This is a genomic window from Methylovorus sp. SPW-M1 (genome assembly GCF_053848825.1).
In genome coordinates, this window is record NZ_CM132626.1 from 621,003 (window position 1) to 635,759 (window position 14,757).

Here is a 14,757-nt window from a genome sequence, read left to right on the forward strand (position 1 = left end):
TTTTTATTGGGCTTTTGATGGTGAGTCAGCTGGTTATTGGCTAAGCATCAAAATGTTTTCAGCTTATAGAGGCGATAGATCCCACTCATGCTGAGGCTGACAAATAAGCCGAAGGCAATCACGATCAGGTTAATGGAAAGCTCAGCCTTGACCATGAGGGCATACACGCCGATCAGTACCAGTATTCCCAGGTTTTCATTGAAATTCTGCACCGCGATGGAGTGACCTGCGCCGATGAGCAAGTGCCCCCGATGCTGAAGCAAGGCGTTGAGCGGCACCACGAAGAATCCACTCAATGCCCCAATCAAGAACAGCAAGCCGCTGGCGACACGCCAGTCATGAATCAGCACCATTGCCATCACCAGCAAGCCCATCAGAATGCCGGCTGGCAATACCTTGATAGAGTCTTCAAGCTTGATGTACTTGGCAGCAAACACTGACCCCACAGCAATCCCCACCGCCACCATCGCCGTAAGCTGGGTGGCGTGCTCCAGGCCGAAATCCAGTGCTACAGCGGCCCAGGCTAGTACAACCAGGCGCAGCGTGGCACCAGCACCCCAGAAAAGTGTCGTGACGGCCAGTGAGACTTGCCCCATGGGGTCTTTCCATAACACTTTGAATGAGTGCCAGAAATCCTTGAAGATATACAGTGGATTACGTTTGGGCAGCTTGTGGTCAATAGGCAGCTTGGGGATATACATATTGAATGTGGCGGCGGCCAGATACAGGCCCGTAATAATCCACATCGTCATCTGTACATCAATACTCGCCAGTTTACCGCCGATGATCGCCCCCAGAATGATGGCAAGCACGGTAGAGCCCTCCATCCAGCCGTTGGCTTTCACCAGCATGTTCGGTGGGAGAAATTCAGTGAGAATGCCGTATTTGGCCGGCGAATAAGCAGCTGCGCCTATGCCGACAATGCCGTAGGCATAAAGCGGTGGCAAACCGAAAATCATGGCAATGGTGCCTATGAATTTGATGCCGTTGGAAATAAACATCACTCGCCCTTTGGGGAAAGCATCGGCAATGGAACCGACGAAGGGGGCGAGCACAATATAGGAGATAACAAAGAACTCCTGCAGCAGTGGCGTATGCCAGTCAGGGGATTGCATTTGCTGCAACAGGGCAATGGCGGCAAACAGCAAAGCATTGTCTGCCAATGCAGACAAAAACTGCGCCAGCAGTATGATGTAAAAACCTAGATTCATCGCAGGGTGTCGCCCGGCCGAAGCACGGGCGATTCTAATTCCATTTCAGCTTAGAGCTGGCTAAAGAGCCTCGGCAGCAAAATCTGCCAAGCGTGAACGTTCACCGCGTACCAGGGTAACGTGGCCATTATGCTGCCAACCCTTGAAGCGGTCGACAACATAGGTGAGGCCAGAGCTGCCCTCTGTCAGGTAAGGCGTATCAATCTGGGCAATATTGCCCAGACAAACCACCTTGGTCCCGGGGCCGGCACGGGTAATCAGTGTTTTCATTTGTTTCGGGGTCAGGTTCTGCGCTTCATCAATGATGAGGAATTTGTGCAGGAAGGTGCGTCCGCGCATAAAGTTGAGCGACTTGATCTTGATACGGGTACGTATCAGATCCTGTGTCGCCGCGCGGCCCCACTCCCCGGCATCTTCGTCGGATTTGTTGAGCACATCCAGATTATCCTCCAGAGCGCCCATCCATGGTGCCATCTTTTCCTCTTCCGTACCTGGCAGGAAGCCAATGTCTTCGCCCACTGGCACGGTTACGCGGGTCATGATGATTTCGCTGTAGATTTTCTTGTCCAGCGTTTGCGTCAAGGCAGAAGCCAGGGTGAGCAGTGTTTTGCCGGTACCCGCCTGGCCCAGCAGCGTGATGAAGTCCACATCCGGATCCATCAGCAGGTTAAGCGCGAAATTCTGTTCACGGTTGCGGGCGGTAATGCCCCAGATGCTGTTTTTGTGCTGGGTGTAATCCTTGACCACTTCCAGCACCGCGGTATTGCCTTGCTGGCTGCGGACGATGGCATGAAAAGGTTTTTCGTATTCGTAATAGACAAACTCATTCACCAGCAGGCTTTTGCAGATCGGTCCGGTGATGCGGTAAAACATGCGGCCGGCATCCTGCCACGATTCCATTTCCTTGCTGTGCTTTTCCCAGAAATTGGCTGGCAGTTCGCGCATGCCGGTATACAGCAGGTCAGTGTCTTCGAGTACTTTGTCGTTGAAATAGTCTTCTGCAGCCACGCCAATGGCGCGGGCCTTGATGCGGATGTTGATGTCCTTGCTGACCAGGATAACCTGGCGTTCAGGTTGCTTTTTCTGCAGGTCGAGCGCAACGCCCAGAATCTGGTTATCAGCCTTGCTACCGGCCAGCATGGGCAGGTCGATGCTCACTGCCGAAGTCTGCATGAACAAGCGGCCGCTCAGGTGTTTGTTGCCATTGATCGCCAGCGGACAGCCATCATCCAGATTGTTGAGGCTGGTGCCTACGATTTCTTCCAGGTTACGGCTCGCCTGGCGGGCATTGCGGGCAACCTCGGTCATGCCCTTTTTGTTGTTGTCCAGCTCTTCCAGCGTGACCATGGGCAGGTAAATGTCATGCTCTTCAAAGCGAAACAGGCTGGAAGGGTCATGCATCAGTACGTTCGTATCAAGGACAAACAGTTTGGTACTTGTGACACTTTTTTTAGCCATGAGCTTATATTCCCCAGGTTGAGATTGAGTGTGCGTTAAAGCGATTTAATGAAATCAAGTACTTCAGCCGCATGGCCTTCCACTTTGACGCCGCGCCACTCGTGCACCAGCTTGCCCGAGCTGTCGATGACAAAGGTACTGCGCTCAATGCCGCGTACTTCCTTGCCGTACATCTTTTTCATCTTGATTACATTGAACAGAGAACACGCCAATTCATCCGTGTCGGCCAGAAGATCGAAGGGGAACTCGAACTTGGCTTTGAATTTTTCGTGGGATTTAAGGGTGTCGCGCGAGATACCCACAATCACTGCGTTCAGAGCTTGAAACTCCGGGTAGCGATCGCGGAATTGCATACCTTGCGTAGTACAACCTGGCGTTGCATCCTTGGGGTAAAAATAAACAATGAGGGTTTTGCCGAGGAACTCAGAAAGCTTGAACTGCCCACTGGTCGAAGGTAATTCAAAATCAGGAACGGGTTGGTTCAACATAAGTATGGGGTGGCATATACACGTCTCCATTGTTGTTAAAAACGCGCTATAAGGCAAGCCCGATATGGGTGAATCGAAAAGATTTTTTACAGGCGTTAAGAAACAGCGGGTTGGTGGAAGCGGGGCAGCTCGATCTCGATCAAGGTGCCTCCGCCTTTGCGTGGGCTGAAGGTGATGCGCCCCAGCAAGGAATCACATACCTTGAAGGCGAAGGGAATGCCCAGCCCGGTCCCAAAGCGCTTGGTCGAAGGGCCGGGGCTGATGGCATGGGGATCTGGTGTGAACGGCATGCCCGGGCCGCGATCCGCAATCATCAGGCGCACGGTTTCGCGGCTGAGGTCGGCATGTATTTCCAGCTTGGAGTGGTTAGGCACGGCTTCGATGGCATTCAGCAACAAGTTGTACAGCGCCTGTTCAAGCAAGTGCTCATCGGTGTAAATGCTGTCGTCCTGTTTTTCCCACGCCGGTAATTCCAGTTCGATGGATTTTTCTGCCAGCTTTTGTTGCAAGGGCGAGAGCGAACCCTGAATGATCTGGCTGAGCTTGCTCAATGTGGGTTGCGGCTGCATGGGGTGCAGATAGGACAGCAGCGAGCCAGTCCAGCGTTCCAGCCGGTCAACGGTGCTGATGATATCGCGCAGCGATTCACGGGTATCCTGATCCAGCTCGGCACTGTCTGCGACCTGCGCCGAGGCACGAATGCTGGCGAGCGGGTTGCGAATGTTATGCGCCAGCATGGGCACCAGCAAGCCCAGTGTGGCCTGCTTCTCGGTGCGAATCAGCGCATCCTGGCTTTGTGTCAGCTTGTCGGCCATGTCATTGATCGCGCCGGACAGGGTAGCCAGTTCCTCCGCACCCCTGCGAGGCGCTTTGTGCTCCAGCCTGCCTGCACTGATTTCGGTGGTCGCGTGCAGCAAGGCCTTGATGGGCAGAACAATGGCACGCTTCAAAAATACCCGTGAAAACAGCAGCAGCAATGTTGCCAGCAGGATAGGGATGGTCAGCAGGGTGAGGGAGGTGCGCTTGGACTCATCCAGCCGTTGCTGCAACTCCTGCTGCTTCAGGGAGAGCAGGCGTTCAGCCCGCGCTGACACAATCTCATAGCGCTGGAAAATCCCGGATTCCAGGTTGGAGTTCAGCGTTTTTTCAATCAGCTCGTCAGAAACCTCATTCTGGTGATTGAATATGGTGCTGGTTTCCGTGATAAAGGTCGCATAGCTTTTTCTGAGCTCGTCGATAGCAGCGCGTTCCTCGTCGCCTACGGCGAGGCTGTTCAGCTTGACGAAGTGAGCCCCAACCGAGACGGTATAGGCGTCGTACTCATCCTTGGCTTGTGGGTCTTTGAGAAAGTAAGCGTCGAACAGCTCTTTCATCTGGCGATACAGGTCCCCCCGCGTTTGCTGGATTTCCTGAATCAGCAGGTTGATACGTTGCGATTCATGGGAGGATTTATCCCACAGATGAATGCCCACACCGCCAGCCGCCCCTGCCAGGCAAACCAGCATGATGAAAGCAAGCTCGTGTATCAGCAGCAGGTCTTTCAGCGATTTTGGTTTTGCCATGACTAACGTTCTTCCAGGCGAAACGAAATGGGAATGCTCAGTGTGGTGATCTTGCCCTGCAAGGTAGAGGGAGCAATCGGCAGTGAGGAAAGGGCCTGGCGATACATATCCAGGACCTGGCGATCCAGCACCTCATAGCCCCCGGACTGCTTGATGCGGCCATTGATGATGTGCCCCTGGGCGTCCAGTTCCAGCTCCAGTACAGGGGTGCCTTGCATATTGTTTCGCCGTGCGATGTTGGGATACTTCTTGTATTTGGCCAGCACGTTAAACACGCTGTTTCCGAATTCATTTTTGGCTGCATCCAGATCTTGCTGACTGGTCGCGGCTACTTTCGGCGGTTCAGCCGGGGCCGCTGGAGCGGGCTGGGCTGCTGCAACTGGGGCTGGAGCAGGTGCCGTTTCGGCTTTCGGGGCCTCGGGTTGCGGCGTCGCGGTCATCACCGGTGGGCTGGGGTCAGGCTTGCGCTCCACAGGGGGAGGGGCAACCTCGGGTGAGGGCTTGATCACCGGTTTGGGCTGGGGTTTTACTTCCGGCTTGACCACGGGCTCTGGCTTTGGGGGTTCCGGCGCAGGGGCTGGCGCTTCTGCTGGCGTTTCCTGTTGCTTTTTGACTGGTGGGGCGAGTTCAATCTGTAACACCTGCGGTTCAGGCGGGCTGTCAAATTTGAGATTGGGCAACTGCCAGATCAGGATGGCATGAACGGCAATGGAAATAATCAGCGCCCATTGAAGCCGGTAAGAGGGCACCGAGATGCTGGGTGAGTAAGTTGCCAAGTTCACACGCTCAAAAATAGTCAGATAGGGGCCGGGAGGCCATCGTTATTATGATTTATTGTATTGGTTTGCCTGGGGCAAGGCCTTGATTCTGCCATAGAAACTGGAGTTCTGCAGCCTGCCTGCCATGGCTTCTCTTGTCTTCCTGAGTTCTACGATCATTCCCACTCCAGTGCCGGGTAAAGAATATTCACATTTCGTCGATTGACGATATCAAACAGCGCCCATTTGCCTTTTTCACTGCTGGCGGCGGTATCCATGGCTTTTTCCATGACCTCGCCTTTTTTGATACTGGCACGCACATCGTTCAGCAGAGTTTGCAGGTAACGTTGTTCACCATTCAGCGCCTCTTTCCAATGGGTACTTACCGGGCCGTGGCCGGGGACTGCACGCGCTGCCGGGACTTCCTTAAGCTGGTTGATGGCATTAATCCACCCCTTGATATCCCCATCGAGGGAGGGCGTGCGTTCAATGAACAGCAAGTCGCCCGTCCACAGGGTTTGGTTGAGGGTGTCGTAAACGGTGAGGTCGGTACTGGTATGGGCGGGAGGGTAGGCCTTGAGTGCCAGCTGGCGTCCACCAAGATCAATTTCAAGCGCGTCGGATACCGCTAGCGTTGGCTTGATGATTTCGCTGCCGGCAAAATCCTGGCCTTGCCACTGCTGGTTGCTGCGGAGATAGCTGTCGCGGCGCCGCTCAAGCGCGTCGGCCAGTTTGGCATGGCCTATGAATTGCGGATGATCGGCAATAAATGCAGCGTTGCCGAAAACATGGTCAGGATGCACATGGGTGTTGATCACATACAGAATAGGCAACGGAGTCAGCTGGCGTATGGCCTCATGTAAGGCCTGCCCCACCTTGAGGTTGCCGCCGGTATCAATGACGGCGACACCGTTTTTGCCTATCACGACACTGATATTGCAGATGTCACCGTGATAGCCTTCCGATAGGTCCTCATGTACACCCTGGTGCACATACACGCCTGGACTGATTTCGGTCAATGTCAGTGCGGTTGCCTGTGCATACGGCATTACCGCGAGTAAAATCAAGCCCTGAAGAAATCGCCACATCCTGAAAGTCTCCTCGTTATGATGACCGGTGTCGTGCGGCGACATGAGATGTCACCAAGGCATGGCAGGCAGGCATCTTGGCATTAAGCCTGACGATGGTCAATTGGCGCTGGGAAGATAGGGAACTTTTCCCGATAATCCCGGGTTTAACACATAATGCCAGTGCGACTGTTATGCTGGCGTATGCGCACCCGCCTTTGATTGCATGGTCAGGATGCAATGGTTTTTTGTGCGAGAACCCCAACCTACAAAAGAAAGAATGGAAATGAGTGCTGCCCGCTATACCACGACTGCCAAAATACTCCACTGGCTGATTGCGCTGACAATTTTTGGAATGTTCGCGCTCGGCTGGTTCATGACGGATCTGCCGCGTGAAACCCCAGACCGTGCCTTTTACTTCAATCTGCATAAATCGATAGGCGTTACGCTGTTTGCCCTGGTGCTGTTCCGCCTCTTCTGGCGTATCGGCCACAAACCTCCTGCTTTGGTGAGTACCCTGAAGGCATGGGAGCGCAAGCTGGCACAAGCGGGGCACCATTCGCTGTACTTGCTGATGGTGCTGGTACCGGTGAGTGGCTTGATCATGAGTGCGTTCAGCAAGTTCGGCGTCAAGTGGTTCGGTCTGCCCCTGATCCCTGGTCTGGATGACAAGGCGCTGCGGGATGTGTTTACCGAAGTGCATGAGGTCATCGGTCTGATCTTGCTGGTGGTCATTATCGTGCATGTATTGGGGGCTCTTAAGCATCATTTCCTGGATAAGGATGAAACCCTGAAGCGCATGCTGTAAAAGGGGATCCCATTAAAAAAGGCGTCTTGAGGACGCCTTTCTTATTTGCCCTTTGCCATGGCCTGATGGTTAATTGCGATGATCAGGAGGCGTTTTTGACATCAAGCTGCTGCGAAAACTTGGCACCCTCGTTATCTTCAGCCTGGACTTCCAGTGTGCCGGGTGCTGCAGGAGTGAAATCAAAGCGCAAATAGGGGTCTTCGCTGGTGCCCACGCCAAAATCCACACTCATCACCGGCTGATTGTTATATGTGAATGCTGCTTTCTGGATATAGAAGGCAGGGCGGAAGCCTTGCGAAACCAGGTCGCGTTGCAAGCCGGTATACATGGGATGTTTGATGATAAAGGTCGCGGGCGTGGCCTGACCAAACTTCACGGGCGATTCCACATTCAGCTTGATCTTGCCAGACGCTGCACGTATGGCAGCCTCATCGCCATCGACCGAGCCACCACAGCCGCCCGCCGCGCGAATCTGGATGGTGGACATATACAGCTTGCCGTCCGCTGTTTCGCCAATGGCGCGCACAAAAGAGTCGGTTTCCATGCGGATGCGGGTGGAGAGCTGCAGATTGCCAAGCAATTCCGTCAGGTGATAGGTCGCCGCCAGCTGAATCGGGTTGGCGTCCACGATGATGTACACATTCTTGATGGCGGCCGGGCTTTGCGACTGGTTCACCGTCAGGGTGACGGGTACTTGGGCGCCACTTTCCGCACGACGCGGGCCGGTGAGTTGTATGAAGGGCACTTCTTCGATGGTGCGGTTGGCAAAAAACGCCTCCTTCACCACAGGCCACAGCTTGTCCGAGGCCTCGGCCCAAGCCCCCGTGCTACATGCCAGCAGCATGCCTGCCATTACCCATTTGCCCAACATCATGTTGGAATTACCTGCACTATGCTTGACCACGGCCTCTTCTCCTTAGAACACTGTTTTTATAATAGATAGCGCTTAGACATAAGAATGGCGATGACATTCGGCAGTCGCGCTTGCATCGTTTTTGCGTGTAGCAGCCTTAAAAAAACACAAGGCATCACTATACGATGATAGAGATGCCTTGTAGCTTAGCCGACTTTGGCAGATGGCGTCTGTGACTGAAGTTACTTAAGCCAGCCCAGTCGTTTTACCGTCTATTAAAAACGATAATTGGCGTTCAGGCCCAACAGCCAGTTACGGCCAGCTGCCGGTTCAAAGAAGCGGCTGTTGCCATCATTTACCCGTACAGAACCAATGTAATCCTTGTCGAAAATGTTTTCAACACGGACAAACTCGCTGAAGCGCCAGCTCTTGAGCTGTTGCTCAAAACCTGCGCGTACATTGAAGATGGTATACGACGGTGCGCTATCGGTATTGGTATCGTTGACGTAAGCCTTGCTGTTGTGACGCGCTTCGAATGCGGTGCGGAAACCGGACTCGATATGCTTCCAGGCGGCTTCGGCGTATATCTGCGTGTGGTAAGTGCCAGGAATGGTATTGCCTGAATTGACCAGTCCGAGATTGCCGACATAATCCGAATCAAATTTCGCATTCAACAGCGTATAGGCGCCATACAGCGAAATGTTGTGTGCGAGCTTGGACTCAATGGAAACTTCCGCACCATTGCGTTTTGTTTTTGCCGCATTGGTGTAAGTTGCAAATGTGCCGGTGGTCAGCGCAATGATTTCGTCGTCGGTCAATGTCTTGAAGATGGTGGCATTCAGCAGCGTATTGTCTGACAGGAAGGCCTTGGTCCCGATTTCGAAGTTCTTGCTGGTACTGGGCTTGAGGCCGAAGTTGGGGGTGCTGTTAATGTTGCTATTCAGGTAGGCCACTTCGATAAAGGTAGGTGTTTCAAAGCCTTTGCCATAGTTGGCGTAGAAATTGAGCAGCGGGTTTACTTTCCAGACAGCGCCAATCACTGGGGTGGTTTTTTCGTAGGTCAGGCTACCGCTATTGTCTGGATTGGTATTGGTGATGAATTTGTCATCAATCTCCAGGGATACTTTGGTTCTGCGCAGACCAGCATGCAGGTCAAGGTTATCGAGCACAGACCATTTGCCTTGCAGGTATTGGTCGGAGTTGGACGCGATGTTTTTTTCATTACGCGTGGCCGCCGCACTTTTCTCGCCATTGGTCGTCGGCGTGTCCAGACGGTCATCATTCATTTTTCCGTATACCAGGCCTGCGCTCAAGGTGTAAGGCTTGCTAAGCAAGAAGCCCTGATTGTTCCAGCGCAATTCGCTGCCCCAGAACTCTCTGGAGATGGCACTGGCTCGACCGCCTCCGGTACTGTTCAGAGAAAGGTACTGCAGGTTTTCGCGTGTACCGACATAGTTGATGAAGTTAATGGAGTTATTGTCATTGATCGTATGCTCAAGGTTAAAGCCGACCTGAGTGTTACTGCGAGAGACGCGTGTGTTAGAGCGCAGCGTTGCACTGCTCACACTCTTGGGGTCGTTAAATGCTGAGGGCTCGGTGGCCGAGGCATTGCGCGTTAAACCACCTGGATCCTGTGCATCCTGATCAAACCAGTTAACCAGTGTAGTCAGCTTGGTGTCTTCATTGAGGTTGATCTTGAATTTGGCGGTGCCTTGTTTTTTGCTGCTGGCGCTGTGGTCGCGATAGCCATCAGATTCGTAATTGGAATAGTTCACCAGATACTCAATGCCTTCCGAAGTACCAGATGCCCGCACGCTTTCCTTGCTGGTGCCATAACTGCCAAACACCACACCCGCAGAAACTTCAGGTGTTTTGGCCGCGTCTTCTGTCAGCATCTGGATCACGCCACCGGAGGAGTTGCCATACAGGGCGGAGAATGGGCCGCGTAACACTTCTACGCCCTGGACAATATCAAGATCCACATTGCCTGGCTGGCCCTGGCCATCGGGCATGGTCAGCGGAATGCCATCAACGTACACACGCACGCCACGCACACCAAACGATGAGCGGGCGCCAAAGCCACGGGTGGAGATTTGCGGGTCTTGCGCCATCTGCGTGCGGTTTTGCGCGCTGATGCCGGGGACGCGGATCAGGCTTTCTGACAGCGTCATGCGGGCCTGACCGTCCTGTATGTTTTCTTTTTCAACGACATCAATCGCCACCGGCAGGTCAAAACTATCCTGCGCTTGACGGGTGGCGGTGACCACGATGGGGGCCAAGATGGAAATGCGCTCTTCGTGACCAGTATCGGTAGTTTCAGCGGCCATGCCGGGTTGGGCAAAGGCGCATGCGCTCAAAACGGCGTATGGCAGTGTTTTTCGGATGAACATGATGCTCCCTTGAGAAGTTAATTTTTGTAATGGGCGGAGCATAGTACATTCGGTGGTTTGAGCGCATCAGGATAATCATGAATCTTCATTATGATTCGTGGCTGCAGTGCATGGTGTATGGGCCAAGCAGGCGGTGCCCCTGGAGGTGTAGAATATTCAGCCTGACCTACCAAAAAGGACATCTTGTGGCCGTTACCGGATTTAATCATTACAACTTGCGGGCGACGCGCGAGCAGATGGCAGTGTTGCTCGACTTTTACACCAGGGTGGTGGGCTTGACCCTGGGCGAGCGTCCTGGGCTCAGCAGCTTTGGCTACTGGTTATATGCCGGTGCCAAAGACGTGCTGCATTTGTCGGAAGTGAAAGAGGGGGTGGAACCCGCGTTGAATGTGCAAACCACGTTTGATCATGTGGCTTTTACCTGCACGGATTATGCCGCCATGGAGCAACATCTTCAGGCCCATGGCGTTCAGTTTGGCAGCCGCGTCGTCAAGGCGACCAATGTCAGGCAGATTTTTTTCAAGGATCCGTTTGGCAACGGCGTTGAGTTTAACTTCGACGAGAGTTAACGCCGGGCTGGCCCTTGGATAGGCCAGCCTGATAGTGAATGTTAAATAATGCCTTCCAGCAACTGTACTCTGACCAGTTGATTCGCGGGCAGGTTGCCCGTGTCTTCATCCAGCACAATAAAGCAATTGGCGCGCGACATGGAGCTCAGCATGCCTGAGCCTTGCGCGCCTGTGGTTTTGACTTTCCAGGTACCATCTGCATCGGCAAATAAAATGCCGCGCTGAAACTCGGTGCGGCCTTTGGCTTTGCGTATCTCTTCCACACAAATGGCCTGCAGCATGGGCAATGGCGGCGGCGATGCTTGCCCCATCAGCACCAGCATGGCTTCGCGCACAAACTGGTAAAAGGTCACCATGACAGCGACCGGATTGCCAGGCAAGCCGAAATAATGCGCGCTACCAATTTTGCCGTACGCCAGCGGGCGGCCGGGTTTCATGGCGATTTTCCAGAACAGCACCGAGCCCAGCTTTTGCAGCAATTGTTTCATGTAGTCGGCCTCGCCCACGGAAACCCCACCGCTGGTAATGACCACATCGGCTTCCGCCGCCGCCTTGGTCAGCACCTGCTCCAGCACCTGCGGGTCATCCTTGATGGCGCCCAGATCGATGATCTCGACCCCCATGCGGGTGAGCATGCCGTGCAGGGTGTAGCGATTGCTGTCGTATATTTGTCCTGCCTGCAAGGCTTGGCCGACACTGACCAGCTCATCGCCGGTGGAGAAAAAAGCGACTTTGAGACGGCGATAGACACTGACTTCGCCAATCCCCAGCGAGGCTATCAAACCCAGGTCGGCACTGTGCATGAGATGCCCCTGCGGCAATACTACTTCACCTGCGCGCAGATCTTCCCCGGCAAGACGGATATTGCTGCCGGGTTTGGGCTGCTCAGCATGCCGCATGGTGTCACCCTCCTGCACCACGCGCTCTTGCATGATGACGGCATCGGCACCTGCCGGTATCACTGCGCCAGTCATGATGCGTACGCATTCCCCCGCTTGCAGGCTGCCTGCCCAGGGCTGGCCGGCATAGGCCGTGCCGACAATCTTGAGGCGGGTTTCGCCCTCGCTTTGACTGTCCGCTGTGCGCACGGCATAGCCATCCATGGCGGAGTTGTCATGGTTGGGGACATTCACGGGCGAGCTAATGCTGGCAGCCAGAATGCGGCCCAGGCTTTCCCGTACGGGCAGGGTTTCTATTTCACTTACCGGGCTGAGGTAACGCCTGATATAGTCGCGCGCCTTTTCAACGGACATGGAGTTGGGGTCGTAGTCATCGGCACAGCTGGGGCTACGGGCAAGGTCTGCGAGGGGTTTTTCGGACATCTTGGATGGGCGCTAAAGTGAAATTAATGAGGGGTGGTCGATAGCCACAGACGTATGTAGTCGGCGATCTCGGCAGGCTGATTGAGGTCAAGCACGCGCAGGGTATGTTCAAAAGGCACATCGCTGGCAATGGCAATAATGCTGTGATCCTGATCTGCCAGCAGTGGATGCCCGAGAGAAGGGCGGTGAATTTCGATCTTGGGGATATTCGCCAGCTTGAAGCCTTCGACAAGTACCAGATCGCACATGGTAGGGTCGATATGATCGACCAGCTCAAACAGTTCAGGCTCAGGCTTGCCCGCCCGCTCCAGCTCGGTGATCAGTGCCCAGCGACGGCTGGAGCCGACCAGTGTTTGCACGGCGCCAGCTTCGCGCAAGCGATAGCTATCCTTGCCTGGATGGTCAATATCAAACTGATGGTGGGCATGCTTGATGACGGAAATACGCAAGCCACGGGCGATCAGCACCGGTATCAGGGCGGTGAGCAGGGTAGTTTTGCCGCTGCCGCTCGCCTGTGCGCAAAAGCCCAGAAGTCTGGGGCGCTGGTGATGGGCGGCAACATTGGGCATGGCTCAGGCTGCCTGTTCCAGGGTCAGCAACTCATCGCTGGTGTTGATGTTGCTGAATGCCAGCGGATGCTGGCTGAATTGGACTTCCACGACTTCGTGCCCTTGCTGCCAGGTATCCACCTTGCGACCGCCTTCTTGCAGGTATTTTGTCAGGCTGGGCAACAGGGCGCGACGACAGAGGCTGATGACCGGATGTGCCTGCATGCCGGTTTTGGCTATGGCAATATCTGCATCATGCGCCATCATGCTATCCATCAGCTTGGCCAGCAGGTTGCGGGGCAGCAATGGCGCATCGCAGGGCACGGTGAGGATGTAGGCGGATTCGGTGGTGGTCATGGCCTTGTGCAAGCCTGCCAGCGGGCCGGCATAGTCTGGAATGTCATCCTGAATCACGGGGAAACCGAACGCCGCATAGCGTTCAATTTCGCGGTTGGCATTGATCAGAATTTCCGGCGTTTGCGAACGCAGACGCTCGATGACATGCGCCACCATCGGCTTGCCGAGAAATTCGACCATGCCTTTGTCGACACCACCCATGCGACGACCTTTGCCCCCGGCCAGTACAACTGCGGTAATGGACATAATTAAGTTTCCCTGTTTAGTTATTCTTCAGATAAAAGCCGGTTGGCGCTTAGCCGCCGGTAACCGACATGAAGCGCACAACGGCGGGTTGTGCGCGTGCCAGATCAAAGTCATGACCCTTAGGTTTGATCTGCATGCTGTTCACAATCGCATCCACCACCGGTTGGTCATCGTGGGGATGCTCGCGTAGCAAGGGCATCAGTTCCACCATATGGTCTTGCCCGAGGCACAGGTAAAGTTCGCCCTTGCAGGTAATGCGCACCCGGTTACAGGACTCACAGAAATTATGGCTGTGGGGCGAAATGAACCCCACGCGCGTTGCTGTACCTGGAATCCGCCAGTAGCGGGCCGGGCCGCCGGTGCTTTCGGTGCTGCTGATCATCGAGTAATGCTGCTGCAGCCGTTTCAAGGTTTCGGCATTGCTCACATAGGTATCGCCGCGCGCATGATCGACTGCGCCCAATGGCATCTCTTCGATATAGGAAATATCAATCTGTTGGTCAATGGCAAAGCGCAACAGATCAAGGGCTTCATCATCGTTGACGCCGCGCATGATCACGCTGTTGAGTTTGATATTGTCGAAGCCGGCGTCCTTCGCTGCCTGAATGCCTCGCAGTACTTTGTTCAGGTCGCCGACACGGGTGATCTGGCGAAAACGGTCAGCATTCAGGCTATCCACACTGATGTTGATGCGTTTGACACCCGCCTGGCGCAATGCGGCAGCCTGATGTTCGAGTTGTGAACCATTGGTCGTGACTACCAGTTCTTTCAAGCCGGGTAGATGGCCGATTTCTTCAAACAGCCATTGGGCATTTTTACGCACTAGCGGCTCACCACCGGTAATGCGCACTTTGCTAACCCCCATCTGCACGAAAATTTTGACCAGGCGGGCACATTCTTCCAGACTCAGCACTTCATCGCGAGGCAGGAAGGTCATGTCTTCTGCCATGCAGTAGACGCAACGAAAATCACAGCGATCCGTGATCGACAGGCGTATATAGTCCACCTTGCGACCAAACTGGTCTATCAATGCGTCCGGAATGTGCAGCTGTTTACCCATAAAATGCCAGTGCCTTGCAGCGAGACCTTGAATTTTAAGACTTTACCCCCGTCAGCACAA

Annotated in this window: 14 protein-coding genes; 2 read left to right on the forward strand and 12 right to left on the reverse strand. The window is 54.3% G+C overall.

The window, feature by feature from the left end:
• Nucleotides 1-47 precede the first annotated feature (47 nt).
• The 6 genes from lplT to ACWWD9_RS02875 form a co-directional block, all read right to left on the reverse strand.
• Nucleotides 48-1,211, reverse strand: coding sequence for a lysophospholipid transporter LplT (gene lplT / locus ACWWD9_RS02850; RefSeq protein WP_013443069.1), 1,164 nt, complete (start codon nt 1,209-1,211; stop codon nt 48-50).
• Between the two features lie 60 nt (nt 1,212-1,271).
• Entirely contained in the window at nt 1,272-2,669 is a 1,398-nt protein-coding gene (locus ACWWD9_RS02855; RefSeq protein WP_015830877.1) for a PhoH family protein, read from the reverse strand.
• Nucleotides 2,670-2,704: 35 nt separating this feature from the next.
• Nucleotides 2,705-3,157: a peroxiredoxin gene (locus tag ACWWD9_RS02860; protein ID WP_015830876.1), complete on the reverse strand. Its 453-nt coding sequence runs from the start codon at nt 3,155-3,157 to the stop codon at nt 2,705-2,707.
• A gap of 95 nt (nt 3,158-3,252) precedes the next feature.
• Entirely contained in the window at nt 3,253-4,719 is a 1,467-nt protein-coding gene (locus ACWWD9_RS02865) for a sensor histidine kinase (RefSeq protein WP_013443066.1), read from the reverse strand.
• A 2-nt stretch (nt 4,720-4,721) separates the two neighbouring features.
• Nucleotides 4,722-5,495 (reverse strand): energy transducer TonB, encoded by a 774-nt coding sequence (locus ACWWD9_RS02870; RefSeq protein ID WP_455867667.1) that lies wholly within the window; start codon nt 5,493-5,495, stop codon nt 4,722-4,724.
• A 158-nt stretch (nt 5,496-5,653) separates the two neighbouring features.
• On the reverse strand, nt 5,654-6,565 hold the full coding sequence (locus ACWWD9_RS02875; RefSeq protein ID WP_455867668.1) for a quinoprotein relay system zinc metallohydrolase 2: 912 nt from the start codon (nt 6,563-6,565) through the stop codon (nt 5,654-5,656).
• 259 nt (nt 6,566-6,824) lie between these two features.
• Here ACWWD9_RS02875 and ACWWD9_RS02880 point away from each other — a divergent pair, with 259 nt between their 5' ends.
• A complete protein-coding gene (locus tag ACWWD9_RS02880; protein WP_015830872.1) occupies nt 6,825-7,352 on the forward strand; it encodes a cytochrome b in 528 nt (175 codons plus the stop codon).
• 82 nt (nt 7,353-7,434) lie between these two features.
• Here ACWWD9_RS02880 and ACWWD9_RS02885 read toward each other — a convergent pair whose 3' ends face one another.
• Nucleotides 7,435-8,256: a quinoprotein dehydrogenase-associated SoxYZ-like carrier gene (locus tag ACWWD9_RS02885; RefSeq protein WP_013443061.1), complete on the reverse strand. Its 822-nt coding sequence runs from the start codon at nt 8,254-8,256 to the stop codon at nt 7,435-7,437.
• 224 nt (nt 8,257-8,480) lie between these two features.
• The gene (locus ACWWD9_RS02890) at nt 8,481-10,595 is read right to left on the reverse strand and encodes a TonB-dependent receptor family protein (RefSeq protein WP_455867669.1); all 2,115 of its coding nucleotides are present in this window, start codon (nt 10,593-10,595) and stop codon (nt 8,481-8,483) included.
• A gap of 185 nt (nt 10,596-10,780) precedes the next feature.
• On the opposite strand from ACWWD9_RS02890, the gene ACWWD9_RS02895 reads away from it, so the two are divergent.
• Nucleotides 10,781-11,164, forward strand: coding sequence for a VOC family protein (locus tag ACWWD9_RS02895; protein ID WP_013443059.1), 384 nt, complete (start codon nt 10,781-10,783; stop codon nt 11,162-11,164).
• Between the two features lie 41 nt (nt 11,165-11,205).
• Here ACWWD9_RS02895 and moeA read toward each other — a convergent pair whose 3' ends face one another.
• The 4 genes from moeA to moaA are packed head-to-tail and all read right to left on the reverse strand — an operon-like array spanning nt 11,206 to nt 14,697.
• Complete coding sequence (gene moeA, locus ACWWD9_RS02900) at nt 11,206-12,486, reverse strand: molybdopterin molybdotransferase MoeA (RefSeq protein WP_455867670.1); 1,281 nt, start codon at nt 12,484-12,486, stop codon at nt 11,206-11,208.
• Nucleotides 12,487-12,509: 23 nt separating this feature from the next.
• Entirely contained in the window at nt 12,510-13,055 is a 546-nt protein-coding gene (gene mobB, locus ACWWD9_RS02905; protein WP_013443057.1) for a molybdopterin-guanine dinucleotide biosynthesis protein B, read from the reverse strand.
• A gap of 3 nt (nt 13,056-13,058) precedes the next feature.
• Entirely contained in the window at nt 13,059-13,637 is a 579-nt protein-coding gene (gene mobA / locus ACWWD9_RS02910; protein ID WP_013443056.1) for a molybdenum cofactor guanylyltransferase MobA, read from the reverse strand.
• Between the two features lie 49 nt (nt 13,638-13,686).
• Complete coding sequence (moaA, locus tag ACWWD9_RS02915; protein WP_455867671.1) at nt 13,687-14,697, reverse strand: GTP 3',8-cyclase MoaA; 1,011 nt, start codon at nt 14,695-14,697, stop codon at nt 13,687-13,689.
• Between the last annotated feature and the right edge of the window lie 60 nt (nt 14,698-14,757).

What these genes read in the sequence shown, in the direction of transcription:
- lplT (WP_013443069.1), bottom strand. Translation starts at nt 1,211, where the DNA reads ATGAATCTAGGTTTTTACATCATACTGCTGGCGCAGTTTTTGTCTGCA.
- ACWWD9_RS02855 (WP_015830877.1), bottom strand. Translation starts at nt 2,669, where the DNA reads ATGGCTAAAAAAAGTGTCACAAGTACCAAACTGTTTGTCCTTGATACG.
- ACWWD9_RS02860 (WP_015830876.1), bottom strand. Translation starts at nt 3,157, where the DNA reads ATGTTGAACCAACCCGTTCCTGATTTTGAATTACCTTCGACCAGTGGG.
- ACWWD9_RS02865 (WP_013443066.1), bottom strand. Translation starts at nt 4,719, where the DNA reads ATGGCAAAACCAAAATCGCTGAAAGACCTGCTGCTGATACACGAGCTT.
- ACWWD9_RS02875 (WP_455867668.1), bottom strand. Translation starts at nt 6,565, where the DNA reads ATGTGGCGATTTCTTCAGGGCTTGATTTTACTCGCGGTAATGCCGTAT.
- ACWWD9_RS02880 (WP_015830872.1), top strand. Translation starts at nt 6,825, where the DNA reads ATGGAAATGAGTGCTGCCCGCTATACCACGACTGCCAAAATACTCCAC.
- ACWWD9_RS02890 (WP_455867669.1), bottom strand. Translation starts at nt 10,595, where the DNA reads ATGTTCATCCGAAAAACACTGCCATACGCCGTTTTGAGCGCATGCGCC.
- moeA (WP_455867670.1), bottom strand. Translation starts at nt 12,486, where the DNA reads ATGTCCGAAAAACCCCTCGCAGACCTTGCCCGTAGCCCCAGCTGTGCC.
- mobB (WP_013443057.1), bottom strand. Translation starts at nt 13,055, where the DNA reads ATGCCCAATGTTGCCGCCCATCACCAGCGCCCCAGACTTCTGGGCTTT.
- mobA (WP_013443056.1), bottom strand. Translation starts at nt 13,637, where the DNA reads ATGTCCATTACCGCAGTTGTACTGGCCGGGGGCAAAGGTCGTCGCATG.
- moaA (WP_455867671.1), bottom strand. Translation starts at nt 14,697, where the DNA reads ATGGGTAAACAGCTGCACATTCCGGACGCATTGATAGACCAGTTTGGT.